The organism is Novosphingobium sp. BL-52-GroH (assembly GCF_044813085.1).
GTDB lineage: Bacteria > Pseudomonadota > Alphaproteobacteria > Sphingomonadales > Sphingomonadaceae > Novosphingobium.
Map to the genome: position 1 here is coordinate 3,212,641 of NZ_CP171152.1, position 17,440 is coordinate 3,230,080.

General features: G+C 61.2%; 15 protein-coding genes. 2 read left to right on the forward strand and 13 right to left on the reverse strand.

The features are described from left to right. Positions 1 to 129: 129 nt before the first annotated feature. Positions 130 to 3,036: a TonB-dependent receptor gene (locus ACFFDA_RS28095; protein WP_404480530.1), complete on the forward strand. Its 2,907-nt coding sequence runs from the start codon at positions 130 to 132 to the stop codon at positions 3,034 to 3,036. Positions 3,037 to 3,470: 434 nt separating this feature from the next. Here the strand turns inward: ACFFDA_RS28095 and ACFFDA_RS28100 are convergent, their stop codons facing one another. From ACFFDA_RS28100 to ACFFDA_RS28110, 3 genes are all read right to left on the reverse strand, one after another. Further along, entirely contained in the window at positions 3,471 to 6,032 is a 2,562-nt protein-coding gene (locus ACFFDA_RS28100) for a cation-translocating P-type ATPase (RefSeq protein ID WP_404480531.1), read from the reverse strand. Between the two features lie 319 nt (positions 6,033 to 6,351). Then, complete coding sequence (locus tag ACFFDA_RS28105) at positions 6,352 to 6,984, reverse strand: NAD(P)H-dependent oxidoreductase (protein WP_404480532.1); 633 nt, start codon at positions 6,982 to 6,984, stop codon at positions 6,352 to 6,354. A 283-nt stretch (positions 6,985 to 7,267) separates the two neighbouring features. Beyond that, entirely contained in the window at positions 7,268 to 8,401 is a 1,134-nt protein-coding gene (locus ACFFDA_RS28110) for a L,D-transpeptidase family protein (RefSeq protein WP_404480533.1), read from the reverse strand. A gap of 205 nt (positions 8,402 to 8,606) precedes the next feature. Between ACFFDA_RS28110 and ACFFDA_RS28115 the strand changes: the two genes are divergently transcribed. After that, complete coding sequence (locus tag ACFFDA_RS28115; protein WP_404480534.1) at positions 8,607 to 9,107, forward strand: murein L,D-transpeptidase catalytic domain-containing protein; 501 nt, start codon at positions 8,607 to 8,609, stop codon at positions 9,105 to 9,107. 37 nt (positions 9,108 to 9,144) lie between these two features. Here the strand turns inward: ACFFDA_RS28115 and ACFFDA_RS28120 are convergent, their stop codons facing one another. From ACFFDA_RS28120 to ACFFDA_RS28165, 10 genes are all read right to left on the reverse strand, one after another. Beyond that, on the reverse strand, positions 9,145 to 9,387 hold the full coding sequence (locus ACFFDA_RS28120) for a response regulator transcription factor (RefSeq protein WP_404480535.1): 243 nt from the start codon (positions 9,385 to 9,387) through the stop codon (positions 9,145 to 9,147). Continuing rightward, positions 9,384 to 9,794: a response regulator gene (locus ACFFDA_RS28125; RefSeq protein ID WP_404480536.1), complete on the reverse strand. Its 411-nt coding sequence runs from the start codon at positions 9,792 to 9,794 to the stop codon at positions 9,384 to 9,386. The genes ACFFDA_RS28120 and ACFFDA_RS28125 overlap by 4 nt, the downstream gene beginning before the upstream one ends. Positions 9,795 to 9,867: 73 nt before the next feature. Continuing rightward, on the reverse strand, positions 9,868 to 10,482 hold the full coding sequence (locus tag ACFFDA_RS28130; protein WP_404480537.1) for a response regulator transcription factor: 615 nt from the start codon (positions 10,480 to 10,482) through the stop codon (positions 9,868 to 9,870). Further along, complete coding sequence (locus tag ACFFDA_RS28135; RefSeq protein ID WP_404480538.1) at positions 10,469 to 12,424, reverse strand: PAS domain S-box protein; 1,956 nt, start codon at positions 12,422 to 12,424, stop codon at positions 10,469 to 10,471. Before ACFFDA_RS28135 ends, ACFFDA_RS28130 begins: the two co-directional genes overlap by 14 nt. A 651-nt stretch (positions 12,425 to 13,075) precedes the next feature. Beyond that, complete coding sequence (locus ACFFDA_RS28140) at positions 13,076 to 13,429, reverse strand: DUF1476 domain-containing protein (RefSeq protein WP_404480539.1); 354 nt, start codon at positions 13,427 to 13,429, stop codon at positions 13,076 to 13,078. Between the two features lie 59 nt (positions 13,430 to 13,488). Further along, the gene (locus tag ACFFDA_RS28145) at positions 13,489 to 14,304 is read right to left on the reverse strand and encodes a universal stress protein (protein ID WP_404480540.1); all 816 of its coding nucleotides are present in this window, start codon (positions 14,302 to 14,304) and stop codon (positions 13,489 to 13,491) included. A 112-nt stretch (positions 14,305 to 14,416) separates the two neighbouring features. Continuing rightward, the gene (locus ACFFDA_RS28150) at positions 14,417 to 15,073 is read right to left on the reverse strand and encodes a BON domain-containing protein (RefSeq protein WP_404480541.1); all 657 of its coding nucleotides are present in this window, start codon (positions 15,071 to 15,073) and stop codon (positions 14,417 to 14,419) included. Beyond that, the gene (locus tag ACFFDA_RS28155) at positions 15,042 to 15,467 is read right to left on the reverse strand and encodes a hypothetical protein (RefSeq protein ID WP_404480542.1); all 426 of its coding nucleotides are present in this window, start codon (positions 15,465 to 15,467) and stop codon (positions 15,042 to 15,044) included. The genes ACFFDA_RS28150 and ACFFDA_RS28155 overlap by 32 nt, the downstream gene beginning before the upstream one ends. A 267-nt stretch (positions 15,468 to 15,734) precedes the next feature. Then, entirely contained in the window at positions 15,735 to 16,406 is a 672-nt protein-coding gene (locus ACFFDA_RS28160) for a hypothetical protein (protein ID WP_404480543.1), read from the reverse strand. After that, the gene (locus ACFFDA_RS28165; protein WP_404480544.1) at positions 16,403 to 17,440 is read right to left on the reverse strand and encodes a zinc-dependent alcohol dehydrogenase family protein; all 1,038 of its coding nucleotides are present in this window, start codon (positions 17,438 to 17,440) and stop codon (positions 16,403 to 16,405) included. The genes ACFFDA_RS28160 and ACFFDA_RS28165 overlap by 4 nt, the downstream gene beginning before the upstream one ends.

Genomic DNA, 17,440 nt, shown 5'->3' on the forward strand with positions numbered 1-17,440 from the left:
CAAAAATCAGTTGCGGACGTGGCGTGGTATCGATATCTGAGTGCTATCGATAACACAGAGTATCGAGTTTTTGGGAGGCGCGTACGCGTAGCGATCGCGGCGGCGCTGCAAGCGGATGCGGAGGGGCTTATGAAGAAACTCGTCAAATTTACCGCCATTTTGATGGCGACCACGTCGGCGATGCCGGTTGCGGCTCAGACGGCGGTGAGCGAACCTGCTCCACCGGCGAGCAGCGACGGCGTGGCGACGGTCGAAGAGATCGTCGTCACCGGATTGCGTGCAAGTCTTCAGAACAGCGCGCAGATCAAGAAGAACACGATGGAAATCGTGGACTCAATTACTGCCGATGACATTGGCAAGTTGCCTGATCCCAATGTCGCGGAAACTCTGACCCGTGTGCCTGGCGTCCAGGCCTATCGGTTTGGCGGCGAAGCTGCTTCGCCGGTGGGTACAGGTTCCGGTCTGACGATCCGCGGGTTGACCGGACAGACCGGTTCGCGCGTCGACGGTCGCGCCTACTTTACGGCCGGCAGCCGCGAATTCAACGTAGAGGGAGCCAGCCCGGCGATGGTGGCAGGGCTCGACGTCTATAAGAACCCTACGGCCGAGCATATCGAGGGCGCAATTGGCGGTCTAGTCAATATCCGCACACGCAAGCCGCTCGACTTTAAGGATTTCTCTGCTTCGGCTGCCATTGGCGGTCGATACAATGATCTTGGCAAAAAGCTGACGCCCGAATACTTCGGCTTGCTGTCAAAGCGCTGGGACGTCGGTGACGGCGGCGAATTGGGCGTGCTCGTCGCTGGTAGCTATTCGCAAAGCTTCAATCGCGGCGACAACACTCCCTCTGTCGGGGGCACCCAGTTTCGCCGAGCCATCACGGGCGACAGCGCCGAATATGCTGCCAACGTCGGCTCTGGACTCAACTTGAACCCTGCCTACGTCGGCCGGTCGGATGTCACGTATCTCGCAGACGTTAACCCCACGACCCTGCCAGAGTCCGCCCGTCAGAACTTGCTTTCCGCGGTGGGAGTCCAGAACAACATCGCACAGGAAGACTATCGGCGTACGCGTAAGGGATTGTCAGCTTCGGTCCAGTGGAAGCCTTCGCCCGTGCTCGAATTTTACGTCGAGGGCACTTACAACTACTACCTTTACAACCAGCAATATCGCTTCCTGAACGCAACCGACGGCCGCTATGCGCAAGGGTTGGATACGACGGCATTTGCGCTCGACGAAATGCTGGCGAACCGCAATTCAAACGGCGGCGCCGACGAACTCCTTTCCGGGAAGCGGATCACAGGCGGTACGTTCCTGAACTCGACGTTCACGACTACTGGCGGCGACGAGCACCGAGAATACAAGACATTGATGCTGGCCGGCGGGGTGAAGTGGCAGGCGAGCGATCATCTCGACGCCAACTTTGACTTCTCGTACGTCAAGGCCGATCAGTATCAGGACAACCGCTCAGTCACGCTCTCGTCGGCAGCAGGCCTCACTTGGGACATAACGCGCGCCTTGGGAACGCCTCAGAAGGTAGCGATCTCCGGCCCGGACCTGGCGTCGCCGGGGACTTGGGTTTTCAACAGCTACGCCAACGGAACGAATCAGGTGTGGGAGGACGACGGCATCGCCGCCACGCTCGACCTCAAGTATACGATCGACGATTCATTCCTGAAGGATATCAAGGTCGGCGCACGTTACGCGACGCAGAAGGATCGCTACAACAACTATAGTTTTTCTGGTAAAAACCTGACTACCGATGGTCTGCTGCTCGCCCCAGATCGGTCCAATGCCATCTCGGTCGCATCCATGACTGATCTGGTAGAGGCATCGCCTACCAACTTCCTCGACGGCAAGGCGGGTTATAGCGGGGGCTACCTGGTGTTTTCGCCCGATGCTTTGCTGGGCGACAACGTCAAGGGCCGTTTCCCACTCGCGGGCATCCAGCCGGAAGACGCACTCACCGAAAACATTCTGAACCGTCGCTACTTCAGTGAGAAGACTTACGCGGGCTATGCGGTGGCGGACTTCGGATTCCTCGATGACAGGATCAAGGGCAACGCAGGCGTTCGCGTTGTCAAGACCGATACCTTTGTACGTGCTATGAACAGGGTCCCTGGTACCAACAACATCGTCCCCACCGGCAGCTCATCCTCCTACACTGACGTACTGCCCAGCTTCAACTTGACCGGGTACCTGACGGCTGACACGCTGGTGCGCTTTGGCTACGCGAAGGGTATTACGCGTCCGGAACTGGCCTCGCTGAACCCGACGCTGGTGGTGGACGTCATCTCGGGCAATGGATCGGTCGGCAATCCGGACCTGAAGCCGCAGAAAGCTGACAGTTTCGATCTGTCGATCGAGCATTACTTCACGCCTGTAAACTATGTCTCGGCAGGGCTGTTCTACAAGAAGATCGACGGCTTCTTCAGCGGCGTGTCGTCGTGCCAGACCGTCGCCGGTGCTCCGACTCCGATCTCGAATCTAAATTGCTCGGGTAACCAGTATTTCCTGACGCAGACCATCAATGCAGAGAAGGGAACCGCAAAGGGTATCGAGCTCGCAGCACAGACGTTCCTTGATTACGACTTCATGCCTGATTTGTTCAAGCATGTCGGCTTCATCGGGTCGTTCACGTACGTGGAAACTAAGAACCCGCTGACGCTGAACGGGCAACGCGTCAATACGATGCAACCGCTGACTTCCAAGGTCTCGTATTCGCTGACGGGAATGTACGAGGACGACATTGTCTCCGCGCGTGTCGTCTACACGTGGCGTTCCAAGGCAGTATTGTTCGGCGTAGCCGCAAACCCGATCGATGGACGCTATATCCGCTCATTCGGTTTGCTCGACGCGTCGCTCAACTTCAAGTTGCCACACGACTTCTCGCTTTCTCTCACCGCGTCGAACATCCTCAATCAGGCAGCCGATCGCTTCGTGGGTGAACCTGGTCTGGCGACAGGGATCGAGCGGCAGCACTTCGTGAACGGTCGCAACTTCGGTGCCACGCTGCGTTACAGTTTCGGAGGTTAAATCGCTGGAGGGAGGGAGATTCGATGTTTCCCACCCGCCGGACCGCGGCCGCACAAGGGTGCGGGGTGGCCATGCCAAGGGACACGATGCGAGTTCTGGACCGGTGCTCGGGTCACAAGGTCCCGCGCGCATGTCCAACTGCACCGAGGGGAGGGTCAGACGCAGCATAGGCAGCGCGTGTTCCCGGGCCTATCGCATGGCGACGAAGGCATCCTCGTCGATCCCGTGGTGTGCATGAACAGGCGCGTCTTGGGCGGCAGTTCGAGAAGCCGGCGCCGGGAAAGATGACCGGATTGATCGCGTCCAGTGCCGTCCGCCCTGATGCCGGATCATAGGTCGGCATGCTGACCCATGATGGGAGCCCGGCGGATCGCCGGATCACGCACGACGTAAGGGACCGTGCAGCATTTGCGGATATGTACGTGGTGGCAGCCTCACCGTGGTATCCATGAGATTGTCTTGCGCTGTTTCCCGATGTTCAGCCCTATCAGCGCCTTGCACCCTTCAAGAAAAACCAGAACGCCGGCGCCAAGACCCAGCGCCAGCACTATGTCGCTCCAGGCGACGGAGCCGAACTTCAGCAAGGATTGCGCTGGCGGTATCGACAGGATCAGAACGGACACCGTTGCGATGATCGCGGTGACGTAGAGCATCGCTTTGTTCGGGCGGGCGATGAGGCCGCGGATCGTCGCGCGGTAAGACTGGTTGACGAGGATCAAGGCGACAATCGTAGCGATCAGGGCAAAGAACGTGAGCGCGCGCATTTCGGCCTCGGGCATCGCCGAATGTCCGGTGATGATAAACACCCCACCCAGGATCACAAAGGCGACCATGCCCTGGAAAATGCTCCACACGATCATCGGAAGCGAAAATAGTCGTTCTGCGGGGTCACGTGGCGGGCGACGCATGATGTCGTCCTCTGCGTGTTCGGCCTCGAAAACCAGGGCGCAGACCGGGTCGATCACCATCTCGAGAAGGGCGATGTGGATCGGACCAAACAGCACGGGGAGGCCGGAGACAAGTGGCAGAAGGGCAAGTCCGGCGATCGGAACGTGGACGGCAAAGATGAACGCCATGGCCTTGCGAATATTGTCGTAGATTCGCCGCCCCAGGCGAACGGACTGCACGATCGATTCGAAATCGTCATCAAGCAGGACGATGGCCGAAGCTTCGCGGGCGACATCGGTACCACGTTTTCCCATGGCAATACCGATGTGCGCAGCTTTGAGCGACGGGGCATCGTTCACCCCGTCGCCCGTCATCGCCACGATTTCGCCGCTAGCCTTCAAGGCCTGGACGATCCGTAACTTCTGCTCGGGCATAATCCGTGCAAAGACATTGACCGTCTTCAGTCGTTCGCTCAGCCGATCAGCATCGAGGTCCGCAATCTCGGCGCCGGAGAACACCTGGTCGCTGGCGATCCCTGCCTGATGGGCTATCGCGAGCGCAGTGGCGGCGTGGTCTCCGGTAATCATCACGACGCGGATGCCGGCGCTACGGCATTGCGCCACCGCATCGGGCACGCTCGCGCGGATGGGGTCAGCGAGGCCGACCAGCCCCGCCAGCTCATATTGGTAGGCGTATTGGGCCTCCGCCCAATCGGGATCGGGCGCGGTCGCGCTTGCCACTGCCAGCACGCGAATGCCGCGGATCGCCATGGCCTCGACGGCGTCCGTCAGAGCTGACTGCATGTCTGCGGAGAGATGGCAGAGAGTGGCGATCGCCTCGGGCGCTCCTTTGGCCGAGATCTTCAGGACGTTGCCCCAGCGCCAGGCATTCGACATTGCCAGAAGTCCGGGCCTCAAGGGCCAGGTGTGCAAAAGTTCGCTCGGTCGATTCGCGTCCATGCCCGCATTGGCCGCCTTGTGCAGCGCCAGTTCCATCGGATCGTCAGGTTCGACAGCGCTGGCCAATGCCGCGTTTTCAAGCAGGTGTCGGAAGCCTTCAGGAATAGGCCCGTCGCTGGCCAGAGCCGTTATCTCACCCGATGGCAACCACAGCCAGGTCACCGACATCCTGTTTTCCGTCAAGGTGCCGGTCTTGTCAGTGCACAGAACGGTGGCGGAGCCCAGAGTTTCGATGGCCGATGCGCGCCTTGTAAGCACCCCGACCTTGCCGATGCGCCAAGCGCCCATAGCCAGAAATACCGTCAGCACGACGGGGAATTCCTCGGGCAGCATTGCCATGCCGATCGCAATCCCCGCCAGCAGGGCCTCGATCCACCCTCCGCGCAGCAACCGGAACAAAAGAACGACGACCAGCGCGACGGCGGCCCCTCCGCCTGCGCACCACGCGACGATGCGAGCGGTGTCTCGTTGGAGGCGAGGTACTTCGCTCTCCAGCGAGGCAAGGCTCTGACCGATCTTGCCCATCTCGGTGCGGGGCCCGGTCGCCACGACCCGCGCCGTCCCGCTGCCGCGAACGATGAGCGATCCTGAATAGAGGCAAGATCGGCCATGACCACCAGGCTGCAGTCGCTGCTCGACGGGGACGTCCGTTTCGCTGGATTTGTCGACCGGCATGGACTCGCCGGTCAGAAGCGACTCGTCTGCCTGCAGGTCGATCGCGTCGATAAGCACGGCATCGGCGGCGACACGATCGCCTTGACCAAGAACGATCAGGTCATCGCGCACGACGTCGCGTCCGGCGATCCGAAGGTGGACGCCCTCCCTGATGACAAGCGCGCGAGGTGCCGAAAGATCGCGCAGAGCCTCAAGGACATGTTCGGTGCGTGTCTGCTGTATGACCGTGACGACAACGGAAAAGGTCGCAAATGCCAGCAGGATGAGGGCCTCAGTGAGGTCTCCCAGCAAAAGGTATGCAATGCCGCCGACCAGGAGGAGGGCGAGCATCGGCTCGCGCAAGACATTCGTGACGATGCCCAGTAGCGATGTCTTCCCGGCCCGCGGGATCTCGTTGGCACCGTCTTGCGCTAACCGCGCCTGCGCCGCGAGGTTCGTCAGCCCTGTGGGCTGACGCGCGCTCACCGCCGTCATGTCTCGTCCGGCGCGCGGGATCGCGTGGAATGACGCCCTTGCGCGCGTTCCGATTTGATGGCCGTGTTTACTTCCTTGCCGGCGCTACCCGGCCATGCCGCGTGAACGGGAGAACGAGAGACAGTCCGGCACTGTCCGAAGATGGCGTGCATCCTGGATCGGGACCCATTCGAACTGCATCGATTTTGCAGGGTCATGCATCATCCTTTCAAGGTTCGAACCGCCGTTGGTACGATGACTGCTTGCACACTGCGTCACGCAAATCCCGTACATCGTGCAACAGACCGAAGTGCTCGACGTCCTCCGAACAGAGCGAAGCTCACGAGGGAGATAAGCCTCGGACATCTCCATATGCATCCGCGCAGACCTGGTCCGCAAACTGGTCGACATCGGCGAGGCGGGTGCGGATGAAGAAATCATCCGTTCGAGCGTCTATGGAATCCAGATGTAGTCGATACGTTTTCTTGCTCCCGAATGCTTCGGAAACATATTGATCGAATATGGTGTGCAGGGCCCCCGTGACGCCTTTTTCCGCCAGCCAGACACCTCTTGCGCCGGACGTGCAGATACTGACCAGACGAACGCCGGCCAACGGTTTTGCATGGCCCTGGGTATTCACGACATTTCCGCAGCCCACCACACGCTCGAAATACCCTTTCAGCATAGCGGGCGGGCTCCCGAACCAGATTGGGTAGACGAACACCAAAACATCAAGCGCCTTCAGGACGTCCAACTCGGCGAGGTTCGCCTCCAGTGGCGTGTACCCCGGCTTGCCGGGCTGCTCGTTCGATTTGAGCACAGGGTCAAATCGGTCCGCGTAGAGGTCCCGGATTTCGCATTCCTGGTGATGCCCCCGCGCCCGGGCCAACCAGCGTTTCGCAATGCTCGAACAGAGACTTTCGGCGTCGGGATGACACAGCACGATCCGCTGCTTCACCGAGGTCAGTGTCATGCTACCGTCTCCTGTACGGGTGCCGGTCAGATATCTGGAGGGCGCATCGCGCTCCGCAAACGTTTTCGCAGGAACGACTGAAGCCCTCTTTCGATCGGGTCTGTCGCGGTCTTCGACCGGCCAGTTCGGATTGCCTATACGCAATTCTCCCATGTGCTTCCTGACACCGCCGTGTCGGGATAATGCACCGGCGGAAGGTCGATCGCGCGAACCGCTACATGCGTTCCGAAAACCGGAAAGACAGTTTTCGTCCGCTCGATGGGTATCAAAGCCGTCCCCGCATCTATCGCGGGCAAGTTCCTTCTGGGCTTGGCGCCTGGGCCTTCACGTCGCGACGATAGACGTCGGGGAAATACCGCACGCCTCCAGCACCGTCTGGTTCGGCCGTAAAGTAGGTTACGTACACAGGGATCGGTGCCGGCAGACTGAGCGTCTGTGTCTGACCTTGCGCAACCAGCGTGCCCAGCCTCGAACGAGAATGGGGCTTGCCCAGGAGGGTTGCTGCCAAACCCAAGGCGTCGCCCACGCGAACGCAGCCATGGCTGAAGGCGCGGACGTCCTGCTCGAACAGGCTTTGGGCGGGCGTGTCATGGAGATAGACGTTGTAGGGGTTGGGCATGACGAGTTTCATGCGGCCCAACGCGTTGTTCGCCCCGGGGCGCTGACGGTAGCGCTGCCCGGCGCGGACATAACCTCGGCGCGCGGCTTCCGCCGGATCACGGGAGAGAAGGCCAGCGATGCTCTCCCGAGCGATGGCTGGAGGAATCTCCCACCAGGGATTGAGGACAACGCCGGTTACTCGCGCCGAAAAGACCGGAGTTGGCGATCTGGTCTTTCCCACGACTACGGCCCAGCGGCCAATCATGGCTCCGCCCTGCCATAGCGTCGCCTCGAAGGCCGCTGCATTCACCAGGAGGTAGCGCGCGCCCGGGTCGCGAGGCATCCATCTCCATCGGTCGAGATTGGCGGCGAGCGTGTTTCGGCGAACTGGATCAGTTTCACCGCGGTACGCCGCGCGCAGCGCGGAATAAAAGGGATGCGACGGACGCGCACGGGCAAAGAGGGCGTCCAGGCCATCGTCGCGCACCGCGCTGGCTATGGCGCCCCGCTGGTCGAACTTCTCGTATCCGTTGGCAATATGCCAGTTGGACCGGAGCGCCGCGTTGCAACAGCCGCCGATGTAGTCGCCAAGGAGGTCCTCGGCCATTCGGGTGGCGAGCGCGTCCGTCGTGTCCGCGTCGCCGAGCGCCAAGGCCTGTTTCAGGCGGGGCACGTCTTCCGTTGCTTCGGCGAGCCCCTCATCCGAGGAGCGTTCCATGAGCGTGAGAAGGCGGCTCACTTGCATATTGGACCAATGTGGCGGCGGCGACGCGGCCGACAGAAGCACTGCGAACAAGGGCAGGGACCATATTTTCATAGGCCGGGTTTGCCGGGTGTCGATGTGGCAGGCCTATAAGGGTTTGTACTTATCTCCCTTGTGGACCGGATGCCCCCTATTGTTCCCCAAACGGAACCGGAGCCCCTTCCACGTGATTTCGCGTCGTCATTTCCTTGCCGCGCTTGGTTCGATTGCATTGGTGCGGCCCGGTCACGCCGCTCTAGCGTCGCCGGGATCGCCTCCCATGTCGCTCTTGGAGCAGGCTCTGGGCGCGCTCGAACGCTATTCCCAGTTTGGCACCGAACGCGATGTCGTGGGCGTGGTCGATTTCAGTGCGCCGTCGGCGGCGGCGCGCTTCCACGTCGTTGATCTGCTGGCTGGTACGAGCAGGTCCATCCTGGTAGCGCATGGACGGGGGTCCGATCCCGAGCACAGCGGGTGGGTGCAACGCTTCTCGAATAGCCCTGGATCCAACGCGTCTTCCGCAGGGGCCTATCTCACTGAAGGCATTTACCAAGGACGGCATGGCTCTTCCCGCCAACTTCGCGGGCTTGAGCCCAGCAATAGCAACGCTGCTCAACGTGGCCTGGTCATCCATGCTGCAGACTATGTCTCGTATGGCCTGGCGCGCACCGCAGGCAAAATAGGTCGCAGCGAAGGATGCCTGGCGGTGGCCGGGGGCGACATCGCCACCGTCCTTCGCCGCCTCGGACCGCGCCGCCTGATTTTTGTGGGCAAGTCCTGAGCGACCGGAAATGTGAATTCCATTCTCAAACGGGCTCTCAGCGGCTCAAGGCTATTTCGACGAGGCCTGCGATGGTATGTGCATTGAGCTTGCGCATCATTCTGGCCCGGTGAATTTCCACCGTCCGGAAACTGATGCCAAGCTCGCGAGCGATGGCCTTATTGGTAAGACCGCGCACCACCCCGTCGAGGACTTCGCGCTCTCTCGGGGACAGGCGTTCGAATGCAGACATCTCCTCGGGATACCGGCCTCGATGGTGGACCATATCTTTCGCTGTCATCCGGTCTGCCCCGTATCGTGTCCGGTCAGCCGCGCAACGGCAGTGACGAGCGTCCGTTCTTCCATCGGCTTCTCGAGAAATTCGCTGAAGCCGGCCAACCGCGCGCAGCGCTTTAATTCAACCGTCGAAAAGGCAGTCATCAGGATGGCCGGTCCTTGCCAGCCATGCTCGCGCATGGCCGCCAGAACAGCGAAGCCGTCTTGGTCGCCCAGGGAGTAGTCCACGACCAGGCAAGCGACCTCGCCGAAATTTCCCGTCAGCAGGATTGGGTCGGCCGCCGCATGGGCACGAACATCGAAGCCCTTGCCCTGAAGCAATAGCTGCGTCGAACGCCTGACGCTTGCGTCGTCCTCGACGAGGAGGATGCGTGGTCTGCGCCGTTCAGATTGTCTCGGAATACTATTCACTTCACCGTTCCCAACTTAGACCATGGGAATGGCAAACCCGCTCCTGCAGGTCTTTACGTAGTGGTCCTAGGGGTCACAGTCCCAGCCCTGCTGCAAAGGCGATGCGCAGGGCATCGGACAAGCTCCGTACGTCGAGCTTGGCCATCACGTTCGCGCGGTGGACCTCGACCGTGCGGGGCGAGATACCCAGGTCGTAGGCGATCGTCTTGTTGGGGAGCCCCTGCGCCAAGCCTTCCAGGACATCGCGCTCTCGGGGGGTCAGCGCTGCGAGCAACGTAGCGGCATCCTGGGCTTTCGTGGCTGCGTTGTCCGCCTTGGCGATACGCTCGAATGCAGCTTCGACGGCATTGAGGAGCGCTGATTTTTCAAATGGCTTTTCAAGAAAGTCCACCGCGCCCGCTTTCATCGCCTGGACCGCGATGCTTATGTCGCCGTGACCGGTCATGATAACAACCGGCATGGTTACGCCTCGCGCGGCGAGAACCTGCTGGACTTCCAGGCCGTCGATGTCGGGCATGCGCACATCAAGTAGGATGCAACCCTGCTCGGCGTGTCGAACCTTTTTGAGAAATTCGGCGCCAGAGGCCCAGGTAGCGACGGCGTAACCAGTGGTTTTCAAAGCATATCCGGTGGAGCGTCGCATCGATTCCTCGTCATCGACGATGTGCACCAATTTACTGCTGCTCATGCTCGTTCCCCGTCTGCGCGCGCTGCAAGGTGAAATGGAAGATCGTGCCGCCTTCTGGCCGAGGTTCCATCCAGATGCGTCCGCCATTTGCCTCGATGATCGTGCGGCAGATCGAAAGGCCCAGGCCCATGCCCTGCGGCTTGCTGCTGGTGAAAGCGCTAAAGAGTTGCTCCGCGATCTCCTTGGCAACGCCAGGTCCGGTGTCGGCCACGCTGACGCGCACCAGCCCCCCTCTATCAGGACTGCTTGTTACGTGTACCCGGCGCTCTGGGGAGTCACTCATCGCTTCGCCGGCATTGCGTAGGAGATTGATAAGCACCTGCTGGATTTGCACTCTATCGACCAGGACTGGCGAAGCGGATGGATCCAGCTCGAAGGTGGCCTCGATGCCATGCTCACGCGCGCCCATCAGGCCCAGAACCGAAGCATCTTTAATCAGGGCTGGCAATTCTTCTACCGACCGTTCCACTTCCCCCCGCGCCACGAAATCGCGCAAGCGACGAACGATCTGGCCAGCACGCAGGGCGTCCTTGGCTGCATCGTCAAGAGCTTCACGCATCATGGGCAGATCCTCGTCCCGAGGATCGAGCAGCTGATCGCGGACCGCCTCCACGTAATTGGCAATGGCTGCAATCGGCTGATTGAGTTCGTGGGCGAGGGTCGAGGCCATGGTACCCATCGCGCTCACCCGTGACACGTGGATAAGCTCGGACTGCAAGGATTGCAGTCGCTCTTCAGTACGCCGCCGGTCCGTAAGATCGCGAATGAAGCCCGTGAAAATGCGTTGCGACCTGCTCTTCGCTTCGCCGATCGAAAGCTCCATGGGGAAAGTCGAGCCGTCTTTGCGCTGGGCGAACACGATCCGGCCGATCCCGATGATCCGCTTCTCACCGGTTTCGAGATATCGCCGGATGTAGCCGTCATGGTGCTCACGATCCGGTGACGGCATGAGCGTGCTGACATTGCAGCCGACGATCTCGTCCTCCGTGTAGCCGAACAGTGCCTGTGCGGCGGAACTGAAGGAGAGGATGACGCCTTTATGATCGATCACCACCATGGCGTCCGGGACCGTCGAGAGGATCGACGCCAGATGTTCTTCACGAGCACGGATGGTGTCTTCCGCAGCGCGACTGTCGGTGATGTCCGAAACGATCTTCGCGAAACCCCGCAAATGTCCCTGTTCGTCTTTCAGGGCGGTGAGTGAAAGGGATGCGAGAAACTCGCTTCCGTCTTTCCGAAGGCGCCAGCACTCTTCCTCGAAGCGCCCCTCGTTCCGCGCTCGGTCGAGATCCGCCTCCGGTTTGCCGGCTATTCGCGCATCAGCAGGATAGAAGACAGAAGTGTGCTGTCCCAGCGCCTCGGCTTCGCTCCAGCCCTTCAGGCGCTCGGCTCCCTGGTTCCAGATGGTAACGAAGCCGCGTGGATCGAGCATGTAGATCGCTTGGCGGGTCGCGCCGTCGATCAATAGGTTGAGTTCTTCCGCGACGTCGAGGGCGTCCTGGGTGCGGGCTAGCGATTTGCGCTCGCTGTCGATTGCTTGGTGCCGGAGGCGGCTGATATTCCCCGCAAGGAGAATAATGCCGAGTGACGTGATCGCGAACGTCGCAGCTTCCAGCTGGTCGCCGGCACTGAAGTCGGCGGGACCCGAAAAGTAGAATCCAAATGCCAATGCGCCCAGACTTGCCAGAATGGCGGGACCTGGGCCGCATAGCACGATCGCGACGAGGACCACCAACGCGAAAGGAAGGTAGGCAGCTCGCTCGCCAAGCCAGGGGTGAAGGGCCCAGCGTCCTGCCGCCGTGAGCATCAGGCTGCCCACAGCCAGACCGTAACGCCCGACAGGTGATCGCTCCCAAGCCGGCATCGCAAGCACGGCCTCCATCCCTTCAACCACTCGGGCCGCACAGGACGAGATGTCATAGCGGTGGGTGACTGTTCGCATCACATAGCCGCTTTTTGTCTGAAACAGAAACCACCTCAAAAATCGAGTTAGGCCAGCAAAGTAGAAGGCTTTGCGCGTGCGTTACCGTGCACGATGAAGCGGTGGCATAAGGGAATCTACTAATGGCTGGTCCGGGCGGGCTCGGCCATCCCGGCCGGACCCGGCACAGCAACTACGAAAAATCCTTCACCTCGCCCCAGTGGGCGACCGCTCCGACCAATGCCGCGATCGGTACGAAGCCAAGGAACGCCATTCCCGTCCCCACTGCCGGTTCGCCGAAAGCGTAGCTGCTCCGGTCATCGCGCGAACATGGGATCGCTGCATAGGATAGGGTTCCGGCCTGCCTGACGGCATCCGAGGCTCTGAAACGGGTGGCGATGCCCCAACGCCGTCGGCCCGCACCCTGAACAACGGCGAAGGCTATCCGGGCTGGCCCACGGGCTGGCACGAAGCGCACGGAGTGCTGGGTCCTTCATGCTTCATGCGCTTCGGCCTGGTGCGCCGTCAGCGATTGAGCTTGAGGAAAATCGCGAGCGGAATGAAGGCGATAAGCCCCGCCGTCACCAGCGTGATGAACACCAGGACCCTGGTTCCGATCGGATTGTCGCGTATCGGGCTCATCGTTGTGTCCTCGCGATCTGGATCGGCGGCTCAATGCGATGGCGAACCCTCGCCGGGCGGCAGTCCCTCGGCCAGAATCTGGGCCCGTGCATCCGCCATCGTTTGGGCCCTCATGCGGCGGAGTTGGGCCTTCGCAAACATAAGGCCAGCGGCATCGAGGTCCTTTGTCAACCGATCGATGACCGCTTGTTCTCCACCGTTCTCGAGCGCGGTGCGGACTACTGAAGTCTCGTAGTCCGCCGCGTCTTGCGTAGGCAGGCGCAATTGTCTGGACGCCCAACGGGCAAGGAGGCGATTGGCTCTCGCCGCGACGAAGAAATCCAGAGCTTGCTCGTGTTCGAATTGTGCCTCGATGGCCCGTTCGCGTTCATCGAAACCCGTCATTGCATTTCCCCTCCCATGTAGCCCTATTTCCAGGACCGACGTTTCCACTCGATTGCCTTTCAGTGACCCAGCAGAAGCGGGACGTGGGAATTACGGAGCATCCGTTTGGTGACCCCGCCGAAGGTCTCCATGAGCCGGCCGTGGCTGTAGGCGCCCATCACCACATAGTCGGCCCGGAAGTTGTCACTTTCTTCCTTGATGTAGCGATCGGCGGGCTGCAGACCGTCGTCCACGATCTTGACCTCCGCATGGATGCCATGCCGGGAAAGGTAGGCTGCGGCTTCAGACGGTTCGACTTGCTCGGCGCCGTCACGCACCATGAGAATCTCGACGGCTTCGGCCAGACGCAGGATCGGAACGCAAGCGCGCATCGTTGCCGCACTCGACGCTTGGCCGTCGAAGGCCACCAGCGCACGCCCGATCTTCAACCCCCTCTGCTCGGCCGACACAGCGAGTACGGGAACGCGCACGTGCGTCAGGATACGGCTCGCGACGCCATGCATGTCGGGGTAGGGATACCGCTCGAGTTCGCGGTTGACGACGACGACGTCCGCCAACCGTGCGGCATCGACTATGGCCTCGAAGAAATTGCCCGTAACATCGGTCCAGTCCCATGAAACCCCTTCGGTGACCAGACGGGCCGAAAGCTTCGCCTTGTTCTTGCTTTCCCGCTGCCGTTCGTCGGCCAGAAGCATACCTGCGGCCCCCCCGCCGCCGTAGTAGTAGTCGCCGGCAAAGGCCGGGTAGAGCGACACGTCCACGCAGCTAAGATGACCGTCCAGGGCCCGGGTGAGGTCGAGTGCGGCCTGCAGCCGAGCTTCCTGACCGTCGTCGTCGTGTACGAGCACAAGTACATTTTTCATCGTGGTCTCCATCGTTTCCAGCAAGGATATGGATGGGTTTGGATCATCGATATGAGGGATGATACGGATACGAAAACGGCCGCCCCCTCATCGGGACGGCCGTTTTCGCAAGCCCGGCGTGCCTTCAGAAAGCGACGACGATGTTGTCCTCGACCCTGTTGACCCCCGGCGCCGCCCAGGCCGCGCGCTCGGCGATGCCGCGCTCGTTCCAAGCTTTGACCTTGCCGCCCAGCGTCACGGTGTTGCCGGATGTGAACACGGTAACGTTCTTGGCGTCCAGATCGGCCTGCCGCTCGAAGGCGGACACGATCCGGGTCTTGATGTCGGACGCGAGCGGCAGCTTCTTGACCTCGACGAGGTTGCTGACACCGGTAACGCCGGTCACCCGGCCGGCGACGTTGCGGGCCTCGGTGCTCTGGTAGTTCCAGTCTACCGAACCGGTCAGCGTTACCCAGCCATGCTCCACCTTCACGTTGATCGTGTCCTCGGGGATCGACGAGCTCCACGAAAACATGTCGATGATCCGCTTGGCGATCTCGTGATCGGCGGTCTTGGGCTGCGAGGCAAAGCGCACCTTGATCTCCTCGGCGATCGCCTTGACGCCCTCGACGCGGCGCGTGGCCTTCTCGGCTGCGACCTTCTGCGGGTAACTCTTCACGTAGCCGGAAAGAGTGACCACGCCGTCATTGACGGCAACGCCGATGTCGGCATGATCGACACTGGGCTCCCACTCGAGTTCGTCCATCACGTCACGCTGCAACTGGCTGTCGGTCTTCTTCATGGGACTTCTCCTTGGGCTTGGGCATGATGCTCCACGAGGGAGCGGGGGTATCCCCGGCGCAGACCGAAAGGACTGCCGGCAGGATGAGAGCGACCGAGGTTCCGGTCGAAGAACTGCTGCGGACGAGCACTTGCCCGTGTGCGCGCCTTGCCAAGTGTCGGACCACTACCAGCGCCGGCGGGCGGGCCCTTCGGCCATCGTCATGCGCAAAGATCCAGATGCGCGCGCCGACCTTGTGCATGCGCACCACGATGTCACGCGCGCCGCTTGCGGCAGCCTCCGCGACCAAGGCAAGCATCGCGCCGTCGAAGTCGTAGGGGTCGAGACGGACACGAGACCGCGGCAGGCCGATTTCGAGATCGAACGAGATCGCCGCCCCGGCGATGCAGCACATCGTAGCGGCCAGATCCCCGAGCCGTTCGCCGACATCGATTGGCCGGCCTGTCGAGCCCGCTCCTGCTGGAGGACGCGAACGGTCAGCTCCACCGTTTGGCGGTTCGGCCGTTGGTTCATGCGAGATCGCAATCGCGTTGCCTCGATGGCATGCCATGCGGCGCCACGATTCGATATCGTGCGCATTGCCATTTCGAACTGAAAGACTTGCCACTCTGCGCTCCCGTTGCTGGTTCGGGGTCTTTGTGGCGCTCGGTGTCCGACGGCTCTATTCGCAATCCTGCGTAGGGGTTCGCGCGGTTCGAGGTATCGCTTCGCCGGGAGGTTGGTTTGGTCCACCAATCGATGCTTCACTGTCCTGTTTGCGCAATTCGGTGCGGAATTGAGCCAGGCGCTCGCGATATCCTTCCGCATCGCCGTATTCGAGGAACGTGTGATATCGTTGATGAGGCTGACTGATGCGGACTGCGTGCTTGATCGGACACCAATAGGCTTCGGTCCGGCTGCCGATCTCGCGGACATAGGCGATCACGCCGTTGGCATAGCCACAGTACATGCAGTTGAGTGCTTCGATCCAGTTGAGATAGGCCAGGTGACCGCGATCGATGCTGATATAGGCTTCGCGCGGCACTCGAGGGATGCGATAGGCGCGGAAACAGACTGCCTGATAAAGGCTCGCCCACAAATCCAGCGCAACCAGTGGCACTATCAACGAATAGATAACCGGGGCCACGGAGATTGTGCCGATTGAAGAGCGCGCGATAAACCCGGCAACTCCGCGGCGCAGCTTGCGGTGCTCGGTTACGAGACCTTGCTCGAAGCGGACCAGCCCCTCCTTTAGCGACCAGCCCAATTCCTTGCGCCGCCGCTCGATTTCTCGATCGAGTTCGCCTTGCAGGCGTACTATCTCCCCGGCCAGCTCCTCCATCCGCCCGGTCATGGCCGGATGAGGACCTTGAGCGCGTGCGTTCGCGCCGCGTTTCCGAAAGTGTCATACGCTGCCTCGATATCGCCGAGGTCGAAGCGATGGGTGATGAACCGTTCCGCCCCAAGCTTCTTGGCGGTCACCATTTTGAGCAGGAGCGGGGTGGTCACGGTATCGACCAATCGCGTCGTGATCGACACGTTGCGAGACCACAGCGTCTCGAGATGAAGGTCGACCTTGACCCCATGGACGCCGACATTGGCGATCACACCTCCCGGTGCGACGAGCTGCTGGCACAGCTCGAAGCTCGCCGGGATGCCGACGGCTTCTATTACCGCGTCAGCACCGCGCCCGCCGGTCAGGCTATTGACGGTACCGACGACATCGCTGGCACCAGGGTTGATGATGTGGGTCGCTCCGAAGCGCATCGCAATGTCGAGGCGGTGTGGATCGGGGTCAATCACGATCAGTTCGGCGGGAGAATGGAACTGGGCTGTCAGAAGCGCCGCGAGGCCGATCGGCCCGGCGCCGACGATCGCCACGGTGCTGCCAGGCGCAATCCGGCCGTTCAACACCCCGCATTCGTAACCCGTGGGCAGGATATCGCTCAGCATCACGAGAGCCTCTTCTTCGGCTCCGGGCGGTATGTGGTGGAGGCTGGTGTCGGCATGGGGGATGCGAACGATTTCAGCCTGCGTCCCGTCGATCGTATTACCCAATAGCCATCCGCCGGTGTCGCAGTGCGAAAACATTCCCTGGCGGCAATAATGGCAAATCCCGCACGAGGTGATGCACGACACGAGGACATGATCGCCGGGCCGGAAGGACGTGACGGCTGCGCCAACCCGTTCGACAATCCCGACTCCTTCATGGCCAAGAACCCGGCCAGGAGAGCAGGTGGCTACATCGCCTTTCAGGATATGCAGGTCGGTCCCGCATATCGTGGTGCAGGTAACCCTGACAACGGCATCGCCTGGTGCCTCGATCCTGGGATCGGGATGATCGTCGAGGCTCTTGAGCCCTGGTCCATGATAAACCAATGCTTTCAC

Coding starts and splice junctions, on each gene's coding strand:
- ACFFDA_RS28140 (WP_404480539.1), bottom strand. CDS start 13,429: ATGACGGGTTTCGATGAACGCGAACGGGCCATCGAGGCACAATTCGAA.
- ACFFDA_RS28095 (WP_404480530.1), top strand. CDS start 130: ATGAAGAAACTCGTCAAATTTACCGCCATTTTGATGGCGACCACGTCG.
- ACFFDA_RS28150 (WP_404480541.1), bottom strand. CDS start 15,073: ATGAAGAAGACCGACAGCCAGTTGCAGCGTGACGTGATGGACGAACTC.
- ACFFDA_RS28100 (WP_404480531.1), bottom strand. CDS start 6,032: ATGACGGCGGTGAGCGCGCGTCAGCCCACAGGGCTGACGAACCTCGCG.
- ACFFDA_RS28160 (WP_404480543.1), bottom strand. CDS start 16,406: ATGACCGGGCGGATGGAGGAGCTGGCCGGGGAGATAGTACGCCTGCAA.
- ACFFDA_RS28105 (WP_404480532.1), bottom strand. CDS start 6,984: ATGACACTGACCTCGGTGAAGCAGCGGATCGTGCTGTGTCATCCCGAC.
- ACFFDA_RS28145 (WP_404480540.1), bottom strand. CDS start 14,304: ATGGAGACCACGATGAAAAATGTACTTGTGCTCGTACACGACGACGAC.
- ACFFDA_RS28110 (WP_404480533.1), bottom strand. CDS start 8,401: ATGAAAATATGGTCCCTGCCCTTGTTCGCAGTGCTTCTGTCGGCCGCG.
- ACFFDA_RS28155 (WP_404480542.1), bottom strand. CDS start 15,467: ATGTGCTGCATCGCCGGGGCGGCGATCTCGTTCGATCTCGAAATCGGC.
- ACFFDA_RS28130 (WP_404480537.1), bottom strand. CDS start 10,482: ATGAGCAGCAGTAAATTGGTGCACATCGTCGATGACGAGGAATCGATG.
- ACFFDA_RS28135 (WP_404480538.1), bottom strand. CDS start 12,424: ATGCGAACAGTCACCCACCGCTATGACATCTCGTCCTGTGCGGCCCGA.
- ACFFDA_RS28115 (WP_404480534.1), top strand. CDS start 8,607: ATGTCGCTCTTGGAGCAGGCTCTGGGCGCGCTCGAACGCTATTCCCAG.
- ACFFDA_RS28120 (WP_404480535.1), bottom strand. CDS start 9,387: ATGACAGCGAAAGATATGGTCCACCATCGAGGCCGGTATCCCGAGGAG.